General features: G+C 67.9%; 20 protein-coding genes, 2 pseudogenes and 2 riboswitches. Of the genes and pseudogenes, 10 read left to right on the top strand and 12 right to left on the bottom strand.

Annotated features, from left to right (window positions below; genetic code table 11):
- Positions 1 to 242 precede the first annotated feature (242 nt).
- Positions 243 to 423 (top strand): annotated as a pseudogene (locus ACWEKS_RS09125) (short-chain fatty acyl-CoA regulator family protein); the annotation flags it as partial.
- Between the two features lie 21 nt (positions 424 to 444).
- Here ACWEKS_RS09125 and ACWEKS_RS09120 read toward each other — a convergent pair.
- Both ACWEKS_RS09120 and metE read right to left on the bottom strand, forming a co-directional pair.
- Positions 445 to 1446 (bottom strand): methylenetetrahydrofolate reductase, encoded by a 1002-nt coding sequence (locus ACWEKS_RS09120; RefSeq protein ID WP_452339575.1) that lies wholly within the window; start codon positions 1444 to 1446, stop codon positions 445 to 447.
- Positions 1447 to 1546: 100 nt separating this feature from the next.
- The gene (metE, locus tag ACWEKS_RS09115; protein ID WP_452339574.1) at positions 1547 to 3805 is read right to left on the bottom strand and encodes a 5-methyltetrahydropteroyltriglutamate--homocysteine S-methyltransferase; all 2259 of its coding nucleotides are present in this window, start codon (positions 3803 to 3805) and stop codon (positions 1547 to 1549) included.
- Between the two features lie 157 nt (positions 3806 to 3962).
- A riboswitch (cobalamin riboswitch) is annotated at positions 3963 to 4135 on the bottom strand.
- 197 nt (positions 4136 to 4332) lie between these two features.
- Positions 4333 to 4448: riboswitch (cobalamin riboswitch) on the top strand.
- 39 nt (positions 4449 to 4487) lie between these two features.
- Here metE and ACWEKS_RS09110 point away from each other — a divergent pair.
- From ACWEKS_RS09110 to ACWEKS_RS09100, 3 genes are read left to right on the top strand one after another with little or no spacing between them, the layout of a single operon-like run.
- Positions 4488 to 4703, top strand: a complete 216-nt coding sequence (locus ACWEKS_RS09110) for a CbtB domain-containing protein (protein ID WP_354838114.1) — start codon at positions 4488 to 4490, stop codon at positions 4701 to 4703.
- 22 nt (positions 4704 to 4725) lie between these two features.
- A complete protein-coding gene (locus ACWEKS_RS09105) occupies positions 4726 to 5565 on the top strand; it encodes a CbtA family protein (protein WP_452339573.1) in 840 nt (279 codons plus the stop codon).
- Positions 5562 to 6134 carry a histidine phosphatase family protein gene (locus ACWEKS_RS09100; protein WP_452339572.1) on the top strand — a complete coding sequence of 191 codons (573 nt, stop codon included), beginning with the start codon at positions 5562 to 5564 and terminating at the stop codon, positions 6132 to 6134. Before ACWEKS_RS09105 ends, ACWEKS_RS09100 begins: the two co-directional genes overlap by 4 nt.
- A gap of 34 nt (positions 6135 to 6168) precedes the next feature.
- On the opposite strand, the gene ACWEKS_RS09095 is transcribed toward ACWEKS_RS09100, so the two are convergent.
- The gene (locus ACWEKS_RS09095) at positions 6169 to 6936 is read right to left on the bottom strand and encodes a class I SAM-dependent methyltransferase (RefSeq protein WP_452339571.1); all 768 of its coding nucleotides are present in this window, start codon (positions 6934 to 6936) and stop codon (positions 6169 to 6171) included.
- 538 nt (positions 6937 to 7474) lie between these two features.
- Positions 7475 to 8596, bottom strand: a complete 1122-nt coding sequence (locus ACWEKS_RS09090; RefSeq protein ID WP_452339570.1) for a HoxN/HupN/NixA family nickel/cobalt transporter — start codon at positions 8594 to 8596, stop codon at positions 7475 to 7477.
- Between the two features lie 122 nt (positions 8597 to 8718).
- On the opposite strand from ACWEKS_RS09090, the gene ACWEKS_RS09085 reads away from it, so the two are divergent.
- On the top strand, positions 8719 to 9195 hold the full coding sequence (locus ACWEKS_RS09085; protein ID WP_452339569.1) for a Fur family transcriptional regulator: 477 nt from the start codon (positions 8719 to 8721) through the stop codon (positions 9193 to 9195).
- A 48-nt stretch (positions 9196 to 9243) separates the two neighbouring features.
- On the opposite strand, the gene ACWEKS_RS09080 is transcribed toward ACWEKS_RS09085, so the two are convergent.
- On the bottom strand, positions 9244 to 9393 hold the full coding sequence (locus tag ACWEKS_RS09080; RefSeq protein WP_452339568.1) for a hypothetical protein: 150 nt from the start codon (positions 9391 to 9393) through the stop codon (positions 9244 to 9246).
- Between the two features lie 183 nt (positions 9394 to 9576).
- Here ACWEKS_RS09080 and ACWEKS_RS09075 point away from each other — a divergent pair, with 183 nt between their 5' ends.
- Complete coding sequence (locus tag ACWEKS_RS09075; RefSeq protein WP_452339567.1) at positions 9577 to 10491, top strand: helix-turn-helix domain-containing protein; 915 nt, start codon at positions 9577 to 9579, stop codon at positions 10489 to 10491.
- On the top strand, positions 10478 to 10690 hold the full coding sequence (locus ACWEKS_RS09070) for a DUF397 domain-containing protein (protein ID WP_452339566.1): 213 nt from the start codon (positions 10478 to 10480) through the stop codon (positions 10688 to 10690). Before ACWEKS_RS09075 ends, ACWEKS_RS09070 begins: the two co-directional genes overlap by 14 nt.
- A gap of 273 nt (positions 10691 to 10963) precedes the next feature.
- Here ACWEKS_RS09070 and ACWEKS_RS09065 read toward each other — a convergent pair whose 3' ends face one another.
- Complete coding sequence (locus tag ACWEKS_RS09065) at positions 10964 to 11407, bottom strand: hypothetical protein (RefSeq protein WP_452339565.1); 444 nt, start codon at positions 11405 to 11407, stop codon at positions 10964 to 10966.
- A 153-nt stretch (positions 11408 to 11560) separates the two neighbouring features.
- Positions 11561 to 11950: a peptidase inhibitor family I36 protein gene (locus tag ACWEKS_RS09060; RefSeq protein ID WP_452339564.1), complete on the bottom strand. Its 390-nt coding sequence runs from the start codon at positions 11948 to 11950 to the stop codon at positions 11561 to 11563.
- Between the two features lie 456 nt (positions 11951 to 12406).
- Here ACWEKS_RS09060 and ACWEKS_RS09055 point away from each other — a divergent pair.
- Positions 12407 to 12577, top strand: a pseudogene (locus ACWEKS_RS09055) (asparagine synthase-related protein); the annotation flags it as partial.
- Positions 12578 to 12743: 166 nt separating this feature from the next.
- Here ACWEKS_RS09055 and ACWEKS_RS09050 read toward each other — a convergent pair.
- From ACWEKS_RS09050 to ACWEKS_RS09035, 4 genes are all read right to left on the bottom strand, one after another.
- Positions 12744 to 13670 (bottom strand): short-chain dehydrogenase/reductase, encoded by a 927-nt coding sequence (locus tag ACWEKS_RS09050; RefSeq protein ID WP_452339563.1) that lies wholly within the window; start codon positions 13668 to 13670, stop codon positions 12744 to 12746.
- Positions 13670 to 15169: a flavin-containing monooxygenase gene (locus ACWEKS_RS09045; RefSeq protein ID WP_452339562.1), complete on the bottom strand. Its 1500-nt coding sequence runs from the start codon at positions 15167 to 15169 to the stop codon at positions 13670 to 13672. Before ACWEKS_RS09045 ends, ACWEKS_RS09050 begins: the two co-directional genes overlap by 1 nt.
- Before the next feature lie 15 nt (positions 15170 to 15184).
- On the bottom strand, positions 15185 to 16204 hold the full coding sequence (locus tag ACWEKS_RS09040) for a PDR/VanB family oxidoreductase (protein WP_452339634.1): 1020 nt from the start codon (positions 16202 to 16204) through the stop codon (positions 15185 to 15187).
- Between the two features lie 155 nt (positions 16205 to 16359).
- On the bottom strand, positions 16360 to 17253 hold the full coding sequence (locus ACWEKS_RS09035) for a metal-dependent hydrolase (RefSeq protein ID WP_452339561.1): 894 nt from the start codon (positions 17251 to 17253) through the stop codon (positions 16360 to 16362).
- A gap of 98 nt (positions 17254 to 17351) precedes the next feature.
- Here ACWEKS_RS09035 and ACWEKS_RS09030 point away from each other — a divergent pair, with 98 nt between their 5' ends.
- Positions 17352 to 17966 carry a TetR/AcrR family transcriptional regulator gene (locus ACWEKS_RS09030; protein ID WP_354838144.1) on the top strand — a complete coding sequence of 205 codons (615 nt, stop codon included), beginning with the start codon at positions 17352 to 17354 and terminating at the stop codon, positions 17964 to 17966.
- An 11-nt stretch (positions 17967 to 17977) separates the two neighbouring features.
- Here ACWEKS_RS09030 and ACWEKS_RS09025 read toward each other — a convergent pair whose 3' ends face one another.
- On the bottom strand, positions 17978 to 18394 hold the full coding sequence (locus ACWEKS_RS09025; protein WP_452339560.1) for a PaaI family thioesterase: 417 nt from the start codon (positions 18392 to 18394) through the stop codon (positions 17978 to 17980).
- A 161-nt stretch (positions 18395 to 18555) separates the two neighbouring features.
- Between ACWEKS_RS09025 and ACWEKS_RS09020 the strand changes: the two genes are divergently transcribed.
- Positions 18556 to 21705 carry an ATP-binding protein gene (locus tag ACWEKS_RS09020; RefSeq protein ID WP_452339559.1) on the top strand — a complete coding sequence of 1050 codons (3150 nt, stop codon included), beginning with the start codon at positions 18556 to 18558 and terminating at the stop codon, positions 21703 to 21705.
- Positions 21706 to 21900 lie beyond the last annotated feature (195 nt).

Genomic DNA, 21900 nt, shown 5'->3' with positions numbered 1-21900 from the left:
GAAACACCACGCAAATGCCGATTTTTGTGGAACCAGCCCCGCGAATTTGCAAAGGTTGTGAAAATAGGAATTGCTAGATTGAACCCAAGTAGAAGATGTACGCGGGTGCGCGATTGCGCACGGTCCGGGAATAGCGGGGGGTTCACCCAGTCGGCCTGAGCCAAGGCGCTCGGGCTATCCGTGAGCTACGTCAACCAGCTCGAGCACGACCAGCGACCGCTGACCGTGCCGGTGCTGCTGCGCCCGGGCAGGCACGGGTGCCGTTCTTCTTCGTGCGCACCGACCGCGCCGGCAATATCTCGAAGCGGCAGTCCACCACGGCCCTCCACTTCTCCCGGGTGGGCGGCAGCTGCCCGCTGTCGGTGGTGCACGAGGCGTTCTCGACGCCGGGGAGCACCCGCCACCCAGATCGCCCAGATGCCCGTGCCGACCGTGGCGTAGCGGTCAGGCGCTCAGGGGCGCGGCGGTCACCTCATAGCCCAAGTTGGTCAGCACCTCGGTGGTCGCCTTGGCGAAGTTGTGGGTGATGAAATGCAGGCAGGGCGCGCCTTCGTCGATCAGGCGCTGCGCCATCTCCGTGGCGATCTCGATACCGGCCGCGCGTGCGGCGGCACGATTCTCCTCCGGACCGTCGCCCGCCGCCTTCCGCAGGCGCTCCAGCACCGTCGTGGGCAGCTCGCGCCCGGACAGCTCGACCGCCCGCCGCACCGTGCGCAGCGAGGTGATGGGCATCAGCTCGGGAATGATCGGCTTGGCCCCCTCGACCGGATCGACCTGCAGCACCCGGTCGCGCAGGCGTAGATAGTGCTCGGGGTCGAAGAACATCTGTGTGATCGAATAATCCGCTCCGGCACGGAGTTTCGCGGCCAGGAACGCGGTATCGATGTCCAGGTCGGGGGAGCGGTGATGGCCCTGCGGGAACGAGGCCACCCCGACATGGAAGTCGCCGAGATCCCGCACGATCCGTACCAGCTCCTCGGCGTACTCGACGCCGTCGGGATGCTTGCGCCAGTCACCGAGCGGGTCGCCCGGCGGGTCGCCACGCAGCACGAGAATATTCCGGATACCGCAGTCGGCGTACGCGCCGACGAGCGCGCGCAGTTCGGCGACGCTGTGACCGACCGCGGTCAGGTGCGCGACCGGCAGCAGCGTGGTCTGCTGCGCCAGCTGCCCGGTGATGCGCGCGGTGCGGTCCTTCGTGGAACCGCCTGCCCCGTAGGTCATGGAGACGAAGGCCGGGTGCATGCGCTCGAATTCGCGTACCGTGCGCCACAGCCGCGCCTCCCCGGCGGCGTCGCGGGGTGGATTGAATTCCACCGAGAAGGGCACCCGGGGGCCGGAGTGCGTGCGCAGGCTCCGCACGACCGACGGTACTCCGGTGACTATCGGTGAGATCCGGGTCGAGCGCTCAGCGATCGAACGGTTCCGTTCGAGTGGGGAATCCATGATGACCTCGTGGAAGAGATTGTGGCGCGGCCGATGCCGCGCCGATGGGAGAACGACGTCACGCCGGGGCGCCCGCGGTGTGGAGCGCCCCGGCGCGCGGTCAGCGCAGCGCCTGTGCCGCCGTGACCAGGTTGCGCAGCGAGGCGGTCACCTCATCGGTGTGACGCGTCTTCAGGCCGCAGTCGGGGTTGACCCAGAGCCTTTCGGCCGGAACGGCTTTCAGTGCCAGGCTCAGCGACTGCTCGATCTCGCCCGGGCTCGGCACGCGCGGCGAGTGGATGTCGTACACGCCCGGCCCCACGCCCAGGCCGAAGCCTGCGGCCGTGAGGTCGTCGAGCACCTCCATATGGGAGCGGGCGGCCTCGATCGAGGTGACGTCGGCATCCAATTCCGCGATGGCGCCGATGATCTCGCCGAACTCCGAGTAGCACAGGTGCGTGTGGATCTGCGTGGCGTCCGCGACGCCGGAGGTCGCAAGCCGGAACGCGTCCACCGCCCAGTCGAGGTAGGCGGGCTGGTCGGCGCGGCGCAGCGGGAGCAGTTCCCGCAGCGCGGGCTCGTCCACCTGGATGATGCCGATACCCGCGGCCTCGAGATCCACGGTCTCGTCCCGGATCGCCAGCGCTATCTGGCGTGCGGTGTCCGCGAGCGGCTGATCGTCGCGGATGTAGGACCATGCCAGGATGGTGACCGGCCCGGTGAGCATGCCCTTGACCGGCTTGGCGGTCAGCGATTGCGCGTAGGTGCTCCAGCCGACAGTCATGGCCGCGGGGCGCACCACGTCGCCGAACAGGATCGGGGGCCGGACGCATCGGGTGCCGTAGGACTGGACCCAGCCGTTCGCGGTGGCGGCGAATCCGTCGAGCTGCTCGGCGAAGTACTGCACCATGTCATTGCGTTCGGGCTCGCCGTGCACCAGCACGTCCAGGCCGATTTCTTCCTGCAGCGCAACGACTTCGGCGATCTCCGCTCGCATCCGCGCGTCGTACTCGGCCTGATCGATCTCCCCGCGGGAGAGCTCCGCGCGCGCTACCCGGATCCGGCCGGTCTGCGGGAACGAGCCGATCGTCGTGGTCGGGAGCACCGGCAGGTGCAGTCGCTGCTGCTGGAGCGTCCGGCGCTCGTCAGCCGGGGCGCGCCGGGCGTCGGTCGTCCCGGCCAGACGGGCCCGCACGGTCGGGTTGTGCAGCCGGGGGTCGGATCGCCTGTCCCGCACGGCCGTTCGCGCGATCTCCAGCTGCTCGCCGACCGCGTCCTGCCCCTCATGCACGGCGCTCGCGAGCATCCGGATCTCCGCGATCTTCTCCGCGCCGAAGGCCAGCCATGAGCGCAGCCGCGGCTCCAGCGCGGTCTCGGCGTCCAGACTGTAGGGAACATGCAGCAGCGAGCAGGAGCTCGATACGGCGACCCGGGCACCGCCCTCGCGCAGGGCGGCCAGCCGGGGCAGCGCGCGATCGGGATCGACGCGCCACACGTTGTAGCCGTCGACGATGCCGGCCACGATGAGTGTGTCCCGAAGCGACTGCGCCGCAACCACATCCGCGTCGCCGCCCGCGACCAGATCGACGGCGATACCTTCGATGCCGGTCGCCGCCAGCACCGGCAGTGCCTCACCCAGACGGCCGAAGTACGAGGCCACCAGCAGCGCGGGCCGCGCGGACACCTCGGCCAGCCTGCGATAGACGGTGTGCACCAGCGCCAGTTCGGTCTCGCTCAGATCGGTGACCAGCACCGGTTCATCGAGCTGCACCCAGCGCGCGCCCGCCTTCGCCAGCAGGCCCAGCAGCCGCTCGTACAGCGGCAGCAGATCCGGCAGCCGGTCCAGCAGGTCGCTGCCGTCCACCGACTTGGCCAGCTTCAGGAACGTGACCGGTCCCAGGATCACCGGACGGGCCGGAACGCCCAGTGCCAGCGCCTCTTTCAGCTCGGCCAGCGGCTTGGCCGGATGCAGCGAGAACTCCGTCACGGCCGAGAGCTCCGGCACCAGGTAGTGGTAGTTGGTGTCGAACCACTTGGTCATCTCCAAGGGCGCGACCTCGGCGGTGCCGCGCGCGGCGGCGAAATACCGGTCCAGCTCGTCCTCGATGCCGCCCACCCGGTCGGGCAGTGCACCCAGCAGCACCGCGGTGTCGAGCACATGGTCGTAGTACGAGAAGGTCCCCACCGGAACCGAATCCAGGCCGGTGTCGCGGATCCGCAGCAGCTGTGCGGCGCGCAGCCCCGCCGCGACGTCGTGCAGCGTGGCGGCGTCGATCCGCCCCGCCCAGTACGACTCGACCGCGCGCTTGAGCTCGCGGTTGGGCCCGATGCGCGGCAATCCGAGCACCGTGGCGGTGAAAGTGTTGTCAGGGTTCAGCATTGATGAACTCCTTGGTCAGTAGCCGATGGCCGCCGCCCTTGAGAAACGCACGCTGACGGAGCCCGCAAAGCATCGATCCCGTGCCCAGGTCCCACTCGGCGTACCGCCCAATCCACGAGGCGACGACCGCCGGATACGGCGTATCCGGCACAACGGCAGGTCTTCGGACTCGTGGGCATCGACCCGGAAGGGTCGGCCCCGGCGCTCGAGGCCGGGGCTGGTCCTACTGGCCGTCGCTTCCCAGGCATCACTTCATGCGCCCAGTGCGAATGACGGCTGTCGTTCCCACTCACCGCTGCGGGACAGTCCCGGATTCTCACCGGGTTCCCTCTCACCCGCTCGGCACGCGCACGCGCCGCCGGGCTTCGACGCCATCGGATGGATCAGGGGCTCCTCGACTCCACCTCCGGCGAACCAGCTGCGATGGCGAATATAGCGAAGGTTCGTACGAACCCGCTGCGCGGCCGGTGCGATCCCATCAGCTGGACAGTCGTGCGCACCCGGATTGACCAGCGTGGATGTGTCCTCGTATGGTTGTTCGACGATGTCTCGAGGAATCCGGTGCAATTCCGGAGCGGTCGCGCCACTGTGAGCATTCCGGTAGGGGTGTGAGTCAGACCCTCGCATCGTGAATTCGATCGACTGTGGGGACGCGAAATCCCCCTGACTCAAAGGGGTCACCGTGGCTACGTCCTACGCTCCTCGTTCCGGTCTCGGCACCGGCGCTCTCGCCCTCCCCACCACCGCCCTGTGGCTGGTCGGCACCACCCTTCTCGCGCTGCTGGCGATCTACTTCATCGGCATCGACCAGGGTGCGGTGTCGATCTTCGGCAGTGACATGCACGTCCACGAGTTCGTGCACGACGGACGGCATTTCCTCGGGTTCCCCTGCCACTAGTCGCGGGAATCGAGTCACCACAATGGAAAAGCGAATCATCGGCCGAGGAGTCCTGCTGGGGGCACTCGGCGGATTGCTGGCGTTCGTCTTCGCCCGGATCCTGGCCGAGCCCATCATCAACCGGGCCATCGACTACGAATCCGGCCGCGACGACGCGCAGATGGCCCTCGACAAGGCCGCCGGAAAGCCCATGGGCGACATGGGCCCCGAACTCTTCACCCGCACCCAGCAGGAGAACATCGGGCTGGGCTTCGGCGTGATCGTGTTCGGCGCGGCGCTGGGCGCGCTGTTCGCGGTCGTCTACTTCCTGGCGCTGCGCAAGGCCGGCAAGATCGCCCCGCGCAATCTGGCGCTGCTGGTGTCGGGCGGCATGTTTCTGGTGCTGTACGCGGTGCCGTTCCTGAAGTACCCGGCCAACCCGCCCTCGATCGGGCATCCGGAGACCATCAAGGAACGGACGGCGCTGTTCGTGGGCATGATCGTGATCAGCGCGGTCGTCCTGCTCGCCGCCATCTGGCTGGGCCGCAAACTGGCGGCACGGCTGGGCAACTGGACCGCCGGCGTCACGGCTTCGGTGGCCTTCGTGGTGGTCATGGGCGCGGTCATGGCCTTGCTCCCGTCCCTCGGGAAGCTCTCGGCCAATAAGGAGTACGGCGACTTCGCCACCGAAACCCCGCAGCCACTGAAGGATCCGTCCGGAACGATCGTGTACCCCGGCTTCCCCGCCGACGACCTCTATCACTTCCGGCTGTATTCCTTCGCCGCCCAGCTGATCCTGTGGGCGGTCATCGGCGTCGGCTTCGCCTGGCTCGCCCCGCGCCTGCTCGGCGACCGCTCGACCACCACCGAACTGGCCGCATGAGCGCGGTCACCCGCCTCACCCTGGTGACGCACGCGATCACCGACACCGTGCAGGCCGCCCGCTTCCCGGCCGACGAACCGCTCAACCCGCTCGGGTCGCGGTCGGTCGAGAAGGCGGGCGGCCTCCCCGGCCTCGAACCCGCCGTCGTCTACCACGCCCCGGAAATCCGTACGGCCCAAACCACTCACGGTCTGAGCTTGACCGGAACTCCCGAGCCGGCCCTCCGCGATATCGACCACGGCACCTGGAGCGGCCGGTCGATGGACGCACTCCCGCCCGACCAGCTGATGGCCTGGCTCACCGATCCCGCCTACCGCGCCCACGGCGGCGAATCCATCATCGGACTCCTCGACCGCGTCGGCTCCTGGCTGGGCTCGCTGACCGGCCGCGGTGATCGCATCGTCGCGATCACCCACCCCGCCGTGGTCCGAGCTGCGGTGTTGCTCACCGTGAACGCCCCCGCGGAGTCCTTCTGGCGCATCGACATCCCGCCGTTGACGGCCACCACGCTCCACCATCGCGCCCCCGCCTGGACCCTGCGGACCACCGCCCACGATCTCATCGTTTGATCGTCGGTGGCGCTCCGGCCGTCGCTCACGCGGGTTATCGGATCCCGACGATCACGCGGTCGTCGCCGTACTGCCATACGATTCCGGATTCGGCGAAGCCCGCCTCGCGTGCGAAGGCGATGTAGTCGTGGACGGTAGGTCGGTCGTCGACCGGGTGGGCGAATCTACCGTCGCGCAGCCGGACCAGGTCGGCCAGTTCGGGAGCGTGATCGACCGCGGCCCACCACGTGTCCCAGTCCTCCGTACTCGCGGTTCCCATGCGTTGGGCGCGGCGGGCGGTCATGGCTTCGCCTAGTGCGTCCAATCGCGGGCCGGCGGCTCCTTCGTGGAGATGGTCCCCGTCGATGAACAGACCGCCGGGTGCGAGTGTGTCGGCGCAGGTTCGGATCAGCGCGCGAAGCGGTTCACGGTTCATCCAGTGCAACGCGGTGGTGCTCACGAACGCGTCGGGTACTCGAGGCAAGCGGAGTCTGTCGAGCCAATCGCGCTCGCGCAGATCAGCGTTCACCGTACGGAAGCGCGGTGACCCCAGGGTCATCTCGGCCAATGTCAGCAGCAGTGGATCCACGTCCACGCCGACGATGGTGGCGGCGGGCATTCGCCTGAGCAGCCGGTCCGACAGCGTTCCCGGCCCGACGCCGAGGTCGACGATCAACGGGTCCGTCCGGTCGGCAAGTTCGGTCAGGACGTCACCGATCACCTCGAACCGCTGTTCGCGATCGGGCATGTAGTGCTCCTGCTGACGATCCCACCGGCCGACCCAGTACCGCGCCCGCGACATATCGAGTTTGCTGGTCGTCACACGAATCCTCCTCGCAGGTAAGGTATTTCGCGCATTCTGCGACAACCGCGCCCTTCCCGGTCGACGCGCTTCGACGCCCCAGCATATGTGTGTCGAACCCAATACAAGACCATTTGGTCCGGTTCGAGGCGAAAAGGCTTCTGCGGCCGCCTGCGGACAGAGCCGGATATGAGGGCGCAAACTCGTGCCCACCCGCCGATGGTCCGGGCATCCCGGATATCACCGCGGCGTGCTGGTATGCATGCATTGCCGTAAAACTCACCCGATACAGAAAAGGAACCGGGATATGACCGACGAACACTCCCACGTCGAGCCCCATACCCACCCACACAGTCACGGCACCCAGACCCATACCCACGCCCACAGCACGCACGAGCATGACCACAGCGAACACGAACACACCCATACACATGAGGACGGGACCGTGCATTCGCATCGCCATGTGCATCAAAGCGATCTACTCGACGATCACTCACACACCCACGACTGAGCCGAACCGCACGGGAACACAGCTGCGGTGCGGCCGGGCGTCAGCTGGTCAGTCGTGGTGGTCGGTTCGCGGCTGGAGTCCGGCGGTCCATTTCTCTTCGATGCGTCCATAGCGCCAGGCGAGGATGGCGATGGCCCAGGTCGCGACGAACAGGCCGACGATCAGGTAGCCGATCAGGTTGAGGTCCAGGGCGCTGATCCAGTCGAAGAAGCCTCCGGTCCAGCCGAATTGGTCGGCGAGCAGGCCGACAAGTTCGACGGTGCCGATGATGAGGGCGACCGCGACCGAGAGCGCGGTGATGGTGATGTTGTAGTAGACCTTGCGCACGGGTTTGGCGAAGGCCCAGCCGTAGGCGAAGTTCATGAAGCTGCCGTCGATGGTGTCGAGTAGGCTCATGCCGGCGGCGAACAGGATCGGCAGGCACAGGATCGCGTACCAGGGCAGGCCCGCCGCGGCGCTGGTGCCGGCCAGGACCAGCAGCGCGACTTCGGTGGCGGTGTCGAAGCCGAGGCCGAAGAGGAGCCCGATCGGGTACATCTGCCAAGGTTTGGTCACCGACTTCATCACCGGGCCGAGCAGTCGGTTGATCAGACCGCGTTGTGCAAGTTGGTTTTCCAGCTCGGCGTCATCGAACTCGCCGGTGCGCATGCGCCGGAACACGCGCAGGATGCCCACCAGCACAGCGATATTGATGATCGCGATGACATAGAGGAACGTCCCGGACACGGTCGTGCCGATCAGGCCCGTGTAGTGGTGCAGTGCCGAAGAGTCGTCCTCAACTGGCCCGACGATGGCCTTTACGCCGATCGAGAGCAGCAGCGCCAGACCGAAGACGACGCTGGAGTGGCCCAGGGAGAAGAAGAATCCGACCGACAGCGGTCGCTGCCCGTCGTGCATGAGTTTGCGGGTGGTGTTGTCGATCGCGGCGATGTGGTCGGCGTCGAAGGCATGCCGCATGCCCAGCGTGTAGGCGGTCAAGCCGACCCCGATACCCAGGGTCCGATCGCCCAGGCTGAAATGCTGCGGAGCGACGAACGCGACCAGGGTGAACCAGCCCAGCACGTGCAAGCCGATGATGACCCCCGCCATCGCGGCCAGCCGCAGCCATTCCGGGCGGGTCAACGCCAGCCGATCGGTGACCGCGCGAAAGGGTTTCAGGATTGCAGACATCACGATATGCCCTCTCCGCACGAGCCGAATTCATCGAAGGTAGAACGCATCCCGCCTTGTTGCAACTGATTGGCAAGACGAGGGTTGGCGGTTGAGCGGGTGGAAGCGGCAGACTAGGGGCCATGGCGCGCGTTTCGCACCTGACTCACGCACCGGCGCCGGCCGGTGAGCACAACGCTCGCCGTTTGCTGCGCAGCCGCGGACTGCGGTGCACCGCACCACGACTGGCGGTGCTGTCGATCCTGGACGGCTCGCGCGAGCAGGGACACCTGACGGTGGCCCAGATCCAGCAGGGTCTCGCCTCGGCCGGCCATGAGGTCGACCTCACCACCGTCTACCGGACGGTGGCGACCCTGGTCGACGCGGAAGTGCTGCACGCCTTGGTCATCGATGAACGGATCACCAGCTACGGGCTCACCGACATCCCGCACCATCACGCGGTGTGTACCCGGTGTGGCGCGATCGACGAGGTCCCCTCGGCACATCTCACCGTGGCCCTGGCCGAAGCACGCAACGGCAGCCGCTTCGCCCTGCCCGACACCGGCGGACTCACCCTGCACGGTTTATGCCCGGCCTGCCAGCAGGACACCGAGCACTGACCACGCAGGAACCGCGGTCGACTACTCGATGAGTTTTGCGTGGTCAGTTCATATTCGCGATGTGGTGTCCCACAACCCGCGAATCTCATACCCGCCACCGATGCGCTGGGCATCGATGCGGTGGGAGTCGGCAACCTTCCGCTCACCTTCGATGCGGTCGATGATCGCCTGCACCGACCACTGATTGTCGCTCGACATCTCGCTGCCCTCCCTGCCGTCGTTGTGGTTCCAGCACACCACCAGCGATGCAGGGGATACAGTGATGTTGGGTACCCGGTCCGAAGTCGTCCAAATCTCCATGAGCCGACCCGTAAATCCCGTGGACCGCACCCGATTTCGTGCTCCGATCGACCCGATTTCACGTAGTGATGGGACGTCGACATGACCAGTGCGTACGACGACACCGAGAACACGCCGAGTTCGACGCTGCCGAGGCGGCAATTAGGTCGGTTCCTACGCGAATTGCGCGAAGCCAATGGCTTTACCATCGCTACCGCCGCGAAACTGGTCGATTTGTCCGCGTCGGCTCTGCAACGTATCGAGGCGGGCCAGACCCAGAAGGTGCGCAAGCAAGACGTGCGTGCACTGTGTGACATCTATGGGGTCGGCTCCGGCGATGCCGCTGCCGCAGCCGATTTGGCGGCCGTGGCCAGGATGCAAGGCTGGTATCACGCGTATGGCGGACTGTATTCGGACGCGTTCAACATGTATGTGGGACTCGAAGCAGCTGCGCGGCGACTGACCACCTACCACGAACACATTCCCGGTTTGCTGCAGACGGCCGACTACGCCCGCGCCATCATCGGTGCGTATCCGGGATTCGCCGATTCCACCGACGTCGACCGCCGAGTCGAACATCGGCTGAGGCGACAGGCGATACTTACTCGCAAGACCAATCCTGTTGTCCTGGAGGTGTTGCTGCACGAGTCGGCATTGCATCGGATGATCGGCAACCGGCAGACCATGGCCGCCCAGTTGCGCCACCTGGCCGAAGTATCGGAGCTGGACAACCTCACGGTGCGCATTCACCCGTTCGCGGCGGGGATGACCTGGGGAATGCCACGAGGGTCGTTCACGGTCTTGGAGTTCGACGCCGAGCCCGGGCATGAACCAGTAGAACCGCCCGTCGTGTATATCGAGGGCGGGCCGACCCAGGACGTGTACCTGGAAAAACCCGACGAAGTGCGACTCTATAGTGAGCTTGCGTCAGCGATTCGAAGCTCGGCACTGGACGATGGACCCACCCGGGAGTTGGTACGCCGGGCGACGAAGGAGTATGAGCGTGAGCAGCATTGATCCCTCCGAGCCCAAGTGGTTCAAAAGCAGCTACAGCGGCAGTCAAGGTGACTGCGTCGAGGTCGCGCATCTCGACGGCGGCATGGTCGGTGTCCGGGATTCCAAGAATCCGACCGGTCCGGCTCTGGTCTTCGGGCCGGGGGAGTGGGATGCCTTTACGTCCGGTGTGGTCGGCGGAAAGTTCGGTCATCCGGCCTGACGCCGATCGCTCTGATGCTGAGGTGACAGGTCGAGTAGATCATCGGGTTTCGGCCTGAGGCGCAACTTTCGAGGGCTCGGTACCGCAGCGACACCGATGCGGGTGTGTGGCCGTGCGTGATGCCGGTGGTGCGGATCATGGCGTGGCGGAGCTGGATTCGTTGATGGCCCGAGGCGCGTTCAAGGTCCGCCCGCTCCCCGTCGGAGCCGAGGGAGCGGGCGTCTGCTGATTCTTCTTGCGGGACCGAGGGTTCCGGGTCGGAAGAACCCTCGGCTAGCCGGAGATGCTGGGGAGCGGGCAGCCGAAGCTGCCGGTGGAGCTGGCTGCGCCGACCTGGACGGTCAGCGGCGTCAGGGGCATGGGGGTGTTGAAGCTGAAACCGGCTGTGGCGGTGAGGATGTGCTGGCCCGGGGTGGCCGGTGTCCACGAGACTTCGGCCGGGTTGCCGAGCAGGCTGGTGCCGACCTTGCCGGTGCCGATGGTGGCCCCGTTGTCGTAGAAGGTGACGGGCATCTCGTTGAACGCGCTGCTGCCGCCACCGACCAGGTCGCCGCTGGTCAGCGTGTAGCTGCACCCGGCCTGCGGGTTCGAGCCCTTCAGCGTCACCTCGCCGATGCCGGCGGCCGCGGCGTCCGGAGCCGCGGCCAGCAGCAGCGCGCCCGTGCCCGCGATCGCCGTCACGGCGAGTTTCGCGTGGCGTACCCAGGGTGTTGTCATGGCGTCCCTTCACTACGAGATGTCCGCGCGGTCACGAACATCCGACGCGATCCGCGACCACGCCGAGATAGTGAAATTAACATGCTTCAGAATTGGCCGAGCCGGATTCGCGGCAGCCGGACCGGCAGCCGGCCGGCTGGGGGAAGTTCCTGGTCAGTCGCAGAGCCGGACCGCGTCGGTCTTCTTGTCGGCATAGCGCGAAAGGGTGCCGCGCTCGCTGTCCTGAATGACCGCGAGGGTTTCCCAATGGTCGCCCATCCAGTTGAGGAGGGTGACCTGCTTGCCGGTCCGGTTCCAGTACGAGGTGAGCAGATCGCCCTTGCCGGCATTCCCGATGTCGTGGAGGAAGCAGTCGGAGTTGGCCTGGACAACCAGGTTTCCGGTTCCGTCGCGACCCTCCCATCCGCAGAACATGCCACCGGGGCAGTCATAGGCGTAGGCGTGCGCGGGGGTCGCGGCGACCAGGGATGTGGCGGTGAGCGCGCCGAAGGTCAAGGCGACGGCGGCGAGGGGCGCGAGACGCGCGCTGTTCGAGCGGGACACTGTTTCCTCCTCTGGCGGGACACCCAACTGCGGGTGCTGCGGGAAGCGTATGGACAGCTGCCGGTTCCGGACGTCCGCCGAACTACTCACCGCGCCTACTCATTCGAAGCCGGTGGCCGAGGCTCGCACGGAATGGCGAGGGTTCGGGTTGGATCCGGCCCTTCGGGCGCGAGCATGATCAAAGTTATTGCGTGACAACAAGGCTCGACTGCAACAGGTTTCTGTGGATTGCGACTCTTGTGGGTTTCGGTGTGTTGCAACGGAATTACAGATAGTTCACGTTGCTAACAATCTGGAGATCCCCGAATGTGTGGGATTGCAGGGTGGGTGTCGTTCGAGGCGGATCTGACGCGGCGGCAGGGGTGGTGGACGGGATGACGGAGACCATGGCGTGCCGGGGGCCGGATGCGCGGGGGACGTTCGTGCGTGAGCATGTCGCGCTGGGGCATCGGCGGCGATCACCGGCTCGTCGAGTACGTGTACAACACGCCCTGGGAACTCGAGACCTTCGACGGTCGCGAGAAGAGCCTGCTGCGGGCGGCGGCGAAACACGTGCTGCCGCAATCGGTCGTGGACCGCGTCAAGAGCCCGTACCCGTCCCCGGGTACGCACCGATCTGCAGCAGCACGTGAAAGAACGCCTGATGGAACACGATTCGCTGTTGTTCGACCTCTGGCAGCGATGGCGAGAACTGTCGTAGCCATCATTTTCTTGGTGTACATGATCTCATCCCATCCGTTCGGGATTGTCATTCGACGCTCCCCCGACGCACGGCAAACCGGATGGGATGAGATCAATAACGCGCTTGCACGCGCTCCCTGTCTATGGGTGTTACCGCTGGTGAGGGCGGTTTTACGAGACTGCGCCGCTCGACTTCCCGCAGCAGCGCGTGCACCCGCGGGTCACGGGTCAGGCGGGAATCGAGCACGGTATTGATCACGCCACGCAGCAGCGAGTAGGGCATCCAGGCCAGCGGCGAGATGGCCTGCGGTGCGCGGTGCTCGATGGCGTCGGCAATGGTGCGCGCGGCGTGCTCGGCGGTGATGCGGGTGCTCAGCGGCCACGGCAGCAGCGCCTCGATGCGGCGGCCGAGCTCGTCCCGGTCGAGGGTCGAGTGGGTCATCTCGGTGTCGACGATCCCGAAATAGGCGACGCCCGCGGACGCCCCGTGCGGCGCCAGCTCGACCCGCAGCGCCCGGCCGAGCTGCTCCACCGCCGCCTTGCTGATCATGTACGGCGCGCCGCCCATCCCCGGAGCGAAAGCGGCGCACGAGGATACGACCTCGACATGCCCGCGCGCGGTGATGATGTGGTCCAGCGCCGGGTGCACGGTATTGAACACCCCGGTGAGGTTGATGCCGATGACCCGGTCGAACTCGGCGGGATCCATGGTCCGCAGCGTCGCCGGCGGCGGCACCACGCCCGCGTTCGCCACCACGATGTCGAGATGCCCGAAGTAGGCGACCACCTGCGGAATCGCCTCGGCCATGGCGGCCCGGTCGGAGACATCCGCGATCACCGGCAGCGCCCGATCACCCAGGGCGGCGGCCAGCGAGGTGGCGGCCCGGGCATCGACATCGACGATGGCCACCGACGCGCCCCGCCGGTACAGCACCCCGGCGAGTTCGCGGCCGATACCCTGACCGGCCCCGGTGATGAGGGCGACCCGGCCTTCGGGACGGAAGGGGCCGGGACCGGGGAGACAGCGCGGAGTGGACATCAGCGGCTCATTTCGTAGGAGTCGGAGTCGAAACGCCGGGTGCGCCGGCGGTATTCGAAGCTCCAGTTGGGGTACAGGCCGGCATTGCGGCCGTCGGCGGTGGTGTAGTAGCTCTGGCAGCCGCCGGTCAGCCACACGGTGTCGGCGCTGCGGCGGTCCATCTCGTCGAGGAAGTCGTCCTGCACCTCGGGGCGCAGCTCGATACGGTCGATTCCCCTGTCGCGCATGGTCTTCACCGCATCCACGATGTAGGCGATCTGGGATTCGATCATGTAGACGGCCGATTGGTTCCCGGCCGCGCCGAACGGGCCCAGCGTGCAGAAGAAGTTGGGGAATCCTGCGACGGCCGCGCCCAGATAGCTCTGCGGCTCCTGGTGATACAGGTCCGCGATGGACTGCCCGTGCCGTCCGATATAGCGGTGATACGCCGACGGAATCGAGGTGAAGCCGGTGCCGAAGATGATGGTGTCGACCGCATGCTCGGTGCCGTCGCGCAGCACGATCGAATGCGGGCGCACCTCGGCGATGCCGTCGGTGACGACCTCGACATTCGGCTGATCCAGCGCGGGTAGATAGGCATCGGAGAAGATGGCGCGTTTGCATCCGATGACATAGTCCGGGGTCAAGGTCTTGCGCAGCGCCGGATCGCGCACCTGCCGTAGCAGCTGCAACCGGCCCAGTGCCTCGTATGGATGGCGGAACCGCTTGTCCACCAGCGAGATCAGGCCGAAACCCTCGATGGCGGCGTACCAGCTGCCACGGATCGCCTTCTGAGCGAGGGGAATCCGACGTAGTAGTGTCCGTTCCAGACCCAGCGTGCGCCGATCCATCCGCGGCACGATCCACGGCGCGGAGCGCTGGAACAGCAGCAGCCGGTCGACCACCGGCTGGATCTCCGGCACGAACTGCACCGCCGACGCACCCGTGCCGATCACGGCCACCCGCTCGCCGGTCAGGTCGTGGTCGTGATCCCAGTGCAGCGAGTGGAAGGCCTTGCCCGCGAACCGATCCAGCCCCGGCAGCTCGGGATACTTGGCCTCCGCGAAGATGCCCGCCGCGGAGATCAGGACATCGGCGGTGAGCGCACCCCGGCTGGTCTCCACCCGCCAGAGCGAGCGCTCCTCGTCCCAGCGCGCGTCCAGCAGTTCGGCGCCGAATCGGATGTGCCGCACCACATCGTGGTCAGCGGCGACCCGGCGCAGATACTCCAGGATCTCGGCCTGGCGTCCATAGGTCCGCGACCAGTTCGGATTCGGGGCGAATGAATAGCTGTAGAGCTGTGAGGGGACATCGCACGCGCAGCCGGGATAGGTGTTGGTCCGCCACGTCCCGCCCAGATCCTCGGCGCGCTCGAGAATCACCAGGTCCTCGAACCCGGCCTCGCGCAGTTTGATCGCCAGGCCGATGCCCCCGAATCCGGCCCCGACGACGGCGATCCCGACATGTTCTGCCGGTGCCGAATCGGGTTCGGCCACAGCTATTTCCGTTTCAATCGACATGAGTGTTCCCAGCGTTCAGAGATCGAGCACGAGCGCGTCGCCGCAGGCGCGGGACACGCAGAGCAGCATCCGGTCCTCCCGCTCGGCCGCGGTGAGCAGCCGGTCGCGGTGGTCCACGTCGCCCGCGCGGACCGCGACCTTGCAGGTGCCGCAGAAGCCCTGGCGGCAGGAGTAGTTCACATCGGGCAGCACCCGCCGTACTGCCGTGAGCGCCGTCTCCTCCGCGCCGACCCGGACCGTCCGGCCGCTGCGCGCCAGGGTGATGTCGAAGGCCCGCCCGCCGACCACGGGCGGCGCCGAAAAGCGTTCCGTGTGCAGTGATCCCGTCGGATCCAGTGCGAACCGGCAGCGCTGCGCCGCCGCCAGCATGGCGGGCGGACCGCACACGTACACGGCCGCACCGGGCGCCGCGCTCGCGATGATCGCGGCGACATCGGGCGGTCCGAGCTCGTCGTCGGGCCGCACGTCCGCGTCGGGCAGCTCGTCCAGGAACGGCATCGTCGCCCGTGACCGCCCCGCGTACACCAGTCGCCCGCGCGACCCGGCAGCACGCACCATCGGCAGGATCGGGGTGATGCCGATCCCGCCGGCCAGGAACAGATACGACGGCGCGTCGACCAGCGTGAAAGCGTTGCGTGGCCCGCGAATTCGCATGCGGTCCCCGACCCACAGCGAGTCGTGCAGCTCGCGCGACCCGCCTTCGCCGTCCGGGATCAGCCGCACCGCGATCCGGTACCGCGTCCGATCCCGCGGATCCCCGCACAGCGAGTACTGCCGTTGCCGCCCCGACGGCAGGAACACGTCCACATGCGCCCCGGGCCGCCAGCTCGGCAGGTCCCGCCCGTCCGGGGCCCGCAGCGTCACCGCGAGCACGTCGGGTGCGGGCCGCTCCAGCCGCTCGACCACCGGGTCCAGCTCGAACCCACTGTGGCGCACCGGATTCGACGGCGACAACAGCCGAGCCGCGCGGCCGCTCACGAAAAGCTGCTTGTAGGCGTCCATCATCCCGCCTAGCATCCGCAGGCTCGCGGGCATCGTGGCCGCATCCACGGAGTCGACCGCATGCGCCCGACCGGTCGTGCTCGCCTGGCCCGGGCTGCCGGACCGGTGCGCCGCGCCGACCCGGGCCGGGACGGCCGTTCGGCTCTTGGCGCCCAATTGGATTCGCGTGCTCACGCTGTCCTCCCGGCTCACTCGGCGGTCGCCCGTGCCGCCGGGGAATGTGCGAGATACCGCAGCGCCACATCCATCGGGCCCAGTTGCGACGGATGGAATCCCGGCCGCAGATACCGCGGAATCTCGGTGAAGAACACCGTCCAACTGGGAATCACGCCACGCCGCGTCGCGCTCAGGAACTGCTGCGCCCAGAACCGCCCCTTCCGCGGCGACGGATCCTTCCGATACAGATATCCGGCCGAAATGATGAACAGCGGCAGCAGCGTCGCGCTGGCCAGTACCGCCGTGCGCGCCTTCCGCAGATACCCGCCGTCGAGGTACATGTACGCGTCGTAGACCACGCTGCGGTGCTCGACCTCCTCGGCCCCGTGCCAGCGCACCAGGTCCAGCATGGCCGGATGCATGCCCTCGGTCTCCAGAATGTCGGCATTGAGCAGCCATTCGCCGATGACGGCCGTGTAGTGCTCCATCCCGGCGAACAGGCCCAGCCGCTCCTTGAGCCACTCCTCCCGGGCCCGGCCGCTCAGCCCGTGATCGCCGAGAATCCGATCGACCAGCCAGGCAATGGCATCGACATAGGAGTCGACGTCCAGCCCGAGGGACCGCAGGTGCCGGCGCGCCGCCTCGTGACTGCTGGCGTGCATGGACTCCTGCCCGATGAACCCGGTCACCTCCTCCCGCAGCCGCTCGTCGTGGATGTGGGGGAGGGCCTCCGACAGCGTCTGCGCCATGGCCCGTTCGCCCTCCGGCAGCACCAGGTGCATGACATCGACAATGTGGGTTGCCAGGACTTCGCCCGGAATGTAGTGCAGCGGAACGGAATCGAAATCGAACCGCACATCGCGGGCGGAGATGGCGTGCGCCTCGTCGCGGTAGTGGCGCTGCGTCGCGCCAGCCTTGTCAGCCATGACCGAACCGTACAGCGCAACAAATCCTATTGCAATGTTGCAGCTACAAATTGTCCGAGATTGTTGCAACGGGGGTGGCGCCTGCTAGCGTGGATCCGGTGACGACCGCGTCGAAAAACCCGCTGACCCGCACGGATGCCGCCGATGACATCGAGACGCGCATCCTCGACGCGGCACTCGTGCAGTTCCAGAAGGTCGGGGTCAAGAAGACGACGATCGAGGACGTCGCCAAGCAGGCCGGCGTCGACCGGGTGACCGTCTACCGCCGCCTCGGCTCCCGCGACGACCTGGTGCAGGCCGTCGTCAGCCGCGAGGTCGGCAACCTGCTGGCCGAACTGTCGAGCATGCCGGACCGGCACGACGACCTACCCGGACTGGTTGCCGACATCTTCGTCACCGTCATCACCCGCTGGCGGGCGCATCCGCTGGTGGAGCGGCTGCTCGCGGTCGAGCCGGACCGAATCCTGGTGAAACTCACCGTCGAAGGCGCGACCACCTTCGCCATGTCCGTCGCGGCCACCATCCAGATCCTGGAGCGGGCCGCCGCCCAGGGCCTGTTCGAGGCCCCGGACGATCTGGCCGCGCGCACCGAAATCGGCTGCCGCATAGTGCATTCGCTGATTCTCGTCGGCGGCGGCGCGGCCACCCTCGAAACCCCGGACGAGCTGGGGGAATTCGCGCGCACGTATCTGGTGCCGATCCTCGTCGGGTAGGGGATGCCCGACTACAGCACCGCCTGGGTCTGGGTCACCTTGGCGACGAGTTTGCCCGCGTCGTCCCGGATTTCGGTCTCCACCACGATGAAGCTGCGCCCGGCGTGCAGCGGACGGGCCGCGGCGGTGGCGTGACCCGAGCGCAGGGCACGCAGGAAGTTCGTCTTCGACTCCACCGTGGTCGTGCCCTGCTTGCCCGCCGGCAGATTCAGGAAAGCGCACACCGCGGCGGTGGCGTCGGCCAGCGACATGAGCGCGCCGCCGTGCATCGATCCGCCCAGGGTGCACAGGTTCTCGCGCCACTCCAGGCGGCTGCGCACCAGCTCCGGGCCGCATTCGAGGACCTGGACGCCGAGGCCCTCGGTGAACGGCATGGTGGCGAACAGCTGGGCGCCCGTCGGAGCGGTGGCGATCTCGATATCGGTCATCCGATCGACTCTGCCCGACGCTGGGCCGCGCGTCGATTACCTCGCGGGTAATCGTGCCCGATCGGCAGTTGCTGCCGATACGCGAGGTAATCGCCTGTGCTCCGCGGTAATCGGCGGGTCCGTGGCCGCGCGCCGGGCCGCGATTCTGGAAGACTCGGCACGTGGAGGTTGGTGTGCTCGGGCCCGTGCGGGTCCATGCGGAGGATGGGACGCCGGTGGAGATCCCCGGCGTGCGGGTGCGGATGCTGCTGGCGCGGCTGGCGCTGGAATCGGGGCGGGACGTGCCGGCGAACGCGCTCATCGACGGACTCTGGGGTGAGGAGCCGCCCGCCGAGGCGGCCGGAGCATTGCAGGCCGCGGTGTCGCGGCTGCGGAAGGCATTGCGCGGCGTGGGCACGGTCGAATTCGGGACCGGCGGCTACCGGCTGCCCGGGGTGACGGTGGACGCCGATCGGTTCGAGGAGCTGGTGCGGCAGGGTCGTCAGGACCTGGCCGCCGGGCGGGCGGAAGCGGCCACCCGGCGGCTGGGCGAGGCTCTCGCGCTGTGGCGTGGACCGGCGCTCGGTGATGTGCAGGACGCGCCGTTCGCCCAGGCCGCTGCGACCAGGCTGGACGATCTACGGGCCGCCGCGGTCGAGGACCGGTTCGACGCCGAACTGCGGCTGGGCCGGTACGCCGATGTGCTCACCGATCTCGAGATCGCCGGAGGGGACAATCCGCTCAGCGAGCGGCTGGCCGCGCTGCGCATGCGGGCGCTGGCGGCGGCGGGACGGCAGTCGGACGCGCTGGCCGTGTACGAGGAGATGCGGGAGCGGCTGGACGAGGAACTCGGCATCGATCCGGGAGCCATCCTGCGGGACACGCATCTCGCGCTGTTGCGGGGCGAACTCGAAATCCCCGCTCCGCGTGGGGAATCCGTGACACGGACGCTGCCCGTGCGGCTGACCGGATTCATCGGGCGTGAGGCGGAACTCGCGGAACTGGACGGGCTGCTGGCGGATTCGCGGCTGGTCACCATTGTCGGACCCGGCGGAGCGGGCAAGACCCGGCTCGCGCTGGAAGCCATGGACCGGCAGGCCACCGGGGCGGTGTTCTTCGTACCGCTGGCCGAACTGGGCGCGCCCGACCAGCTCGCGGACGCGGTGGCCGGGGCGCTCGACAGCGACTCCGCCGCGCGGCCGGACAAGACCGCCCGGCTGACCGAACTACTGGACGTCGGGCCCGCGGTGCTGGTGCTCGACAACTGCGAGCACGTCATCGCGGCCGCGGCGGCCCTCGCCGAACAGCTGCTGGATCGGCTGCCGCAGCTTCGTGTACTGGCCACCAGCCGGGAACCCTTGGCCATCACCGGCGAGGCGCTGTGCCACCTGGGACCGCTCGGCGTTCCGGTCGAGACAGCGGATCCCGTTGTGGCCCAGGGCGCACCGGCCGTGCGGCTGTTCACCGATCGCGCCGCCGCCATCCGCCCCGGCTTCACCCTCGACGACGCCACCGTCGCCCCCGTGGTGGAGATCTGCCGTCGACTCGACGGCCTCCCACTGGCGCTGGAACTCGCCGCCGCCAAGCTGCGCGCCATGAGCGTCGACCAGGTCGCCCGGCGGCTCGGCGACCGCTTCCGGCTGCTCACCTCCGGCAGCCGCACCGCCCTGCCCCGGCAGCGCACCCTGCTCGCCCTGGTGGAATGGAGCTGGGACCTCCTCGGCGAACCCGAAAAGATCCTGGCCCGAAGGCTTTCCGCCTTCCCCGGCGGCGCCACCGCCGAGGCAGTCGAAGCCATCTGCGCCGACGGCGACCTCCCCATCGAGGACATCGTCTACCTCCTCGACGCCCTGGTCGAGAAATCCCTCGTCACCGTCACCCCCGACGACCCGCCGCGATACCGCATGCTCGAAACCATCCGCGCCTACGCCGCCGACCAGCTCACCCGCTCACCCGACGACCTGACCCCGCTCTTCACCGATTACTACCTCACCCTCGCCGAACACGCCGAACCCCACCTCCGCGGCACCGAACAGCTCACCGCCATCGCCCTTTTCGACGCCGAACACGCCAACCTCGCTGCGGCACTTCGTACCGCCCTCGGCACCGGCCCCGACCCGGAGACCGCGATGCGGCTCGTGCGGGCCATGTTCTGGTACTGGGGAATCCGGGGAATGAGCAGCCAGTTCGAGAGCTCGCTCGATGCGGTGCTGCGGTTCGGGGACGAGCTCCCGGCTGCCGCGCGGGCCGCCTTCCGGGTGATCGCGCTGATGGCCGGTTCGCCGCCCGCCGGGAGCTCGCTGACCGCGCTCATCGAGGACTGCGTGCAGGCCGGCGGGCTGGAATTCCATGCGGCCGTACCACTGTGGACGGCGCTCCTGGCGGCGCGGGCCGACGACGAGAAGCTGGCCGAACGGCAGCTCGAACAGGCGCTGACCTGGCCGGACCCGTGGGTGCGGGCCAGCGCGCAGCTCGCCCGCGACATCGCCCTGACGGGGCAGGGGCGCCTGCACGAGGGGGCCGCCGCGCGACGGGAAGCCTTGCGCGGCTTCGAAATCGTCGGCGACCGCTGGGGCCTGGGCATGGCGCTCCTCGCCGTCGGCCGCGCCCACTCACTGCAGGGCGACCACAACCAGGCCCGCGCCGCCTACGCCCGCGCCGTCACCCTTGCCTCCGAACTCGGCACCGAGGACGACATCGTCGCCGCCCGCACCGCCCTCGCCGACGAACGCATGCGCGCCGGCGAACTCGCCGAAGCCGCCCGCGACATCGACGCCGCCCAGCGCCTCGCTGCCGCCCAGAGCTTCCCCCGCCTCGCCGCCGTCATCCTCCTCACCAGCGCCGAATTACACCGCCGCACCGGCGATATCACCCGCTCCGACCAAGAGCTCGACCAACTCGAGCATCGCTTCCGCCACCTGCCCTATCCAGAAGCCATGGCCGCCAACCACATAACGGTCGCCCGCCTGCGCAACCGCCTCACCGAAGGATCGCCCGCCGCGGCCCGCGCCCTGCTACCCCGCGCCATCGAAGGCGCCTTCACCTACGGCGACTCCGCCGCCACCGCCCAGGCCCAAGCCCACGCCGCCGAACTCCTCGCGAAACTCCATCTGCTGGAAGACAACCCGTCCGCCGCCGCCACCGCCCTCGGCCTCGGCCAAGTCATCCGCGGCACCGCCGACCACGGCGAGCCCGAACTCATCGCCCTGACCGCCACCCTCACAAACCGCCTGGGCGACACCGAATACCACCGCGCCTATCACCTCGGCGCAGACCTCCCTCGACCACAGGCCCTGGCCCGCCTCGCAACGGAGGCCACCCCCGCCCCGTAATCGAAACCGAGAAGTCGACCCGCGACTTTCCAAACGCTGGACGCTGTATTCTGATCACCAGAGCTCGCCGCCCCCTCAATGAATTACGTCTTGCGGCATCGGGAAATTGGTAGAGACGCAACCGATAATCTCCATCCGGGTGGGGGAACGCTCGTTCTGCCCGCCGCCCGGCCCGACACGATCGAGGGTGAGCAT

This window comes from Nocardia sp. NPDC004711 (assembly GCF_053601595.1).
Note: the sequence above shows the minus strand (reverse complement) of the source record. Positions and strands in the feature narration are given on the sequence as shown.

What these genes read in the sequence shown, in the direction of transcription:
- ACWEKS_RS09120 (WP_452339575.1), bottom strand. Translation starts at nt 1,446, where the DNA reads ATGGATTCCCCACTCGAACGGAACCGTTCGATCGCTGAGCGCTCGACC.
- metE (WP_452339574.1), bottom strand. Translation starts at nt 3,805, where the DNA reads ATGCTGAACCCTGACAACACTTTCACCGCCACGGTGCTCGGATTGCCG.
- ACWEKS_RS09105 (WP_452339573.1), top strand. Translation starts at nt 4,726, where the DNA reads ATGGAAAAGCGAATCATCGGCCGAGGAGTCCTGCTGGGGGCACTCGGC.
- ACWEKS_RS09100 (WP_452339572.1), top strand. Translation starts at nt 5,562, where the DNA reads ATGAGCGCGGTCACCCGCCTCACCCTGGTGACGCACGCGATCACCGAC.
- ACWEKS_RS09090 (WP_452339570.1), bottom strand. Translation starts at nt 8,596, where the DNA reads ATGTCTGCAATCCTGAAACCCTTTCGCGCGGTCACCGATCGGCTGGCG.
- ACWEKS_RS09085 (WP_452339569.1), top strand. Translation starts at nt 8,719, where the DNA reads ATGGCGCGCGTTTCGCACCTGACTCACGCACCGGCGCCGGCCGGTGAG.
- ACWEKS_RS09080 (WP_452339568.1), bottom strand. Translation starts at nt 9,393, where the DNA reads ATGTCGAGCGACAATCAGTGGTCGGTGCAGGCGATCATCGACCGCATC.
- ACWEKS_RS09075 (WP_452339567.1), top strand. Translation starts at nt 9,577, where the DNA reads ATGACCAGTGCGTACGACGACACCGAGAACACGCCGAGTTCGACGCTG.
- ACWEKS_RS09065 (WP_452339565.1), bottom strand. Translation starts at nt 11,407, where the DNA reads ATGACAACACCCTGGGTACGCCACGCGAAACTCGCCGTGACGGCGATC.
- ACWEKS_RS09050 (WP_452339563.1), bottom strand. Translation starts at nt 13,670, where the DNA reads ATGTCCACTCCGCGCTGTCTCCCCGGTCCCGGCCCCTTCCGTCCCGAA.
- ACWEKS_RS09045 (WP_452339562.1), bottom strand. Translation starts at nt 15,169, where the DNA reads ATGTCGATTGAAACGGAAATAGCTGTGGCCGAACCCGATTCGGCACCG.
- ACWEKS_RS09040 (WP_452339634.1), bottom strand. Translation starts at nt 16,204, where the DNA reads ATGCCCGCGAGCCTGCGGATGCTAGGCGGGATGATGGACGCCTACAAG.
- ACWEKS_RS09035 (WP_452339561.1), bottom strand. Translation starts at nt 17,253, where the DNA reads ATGGCTGACAAGGCTGGCGCGACGCAGCGCCACTACCGCGACGAGGCG.
- ACWEKS_RS09025 (WP_452339560.1), bottom strand. Translation starts at nt 18,394, where the DNA reads ATGACCGATATCGAGATCGCCACCGCTCCGACGGGCGCCCAGCTGTTC.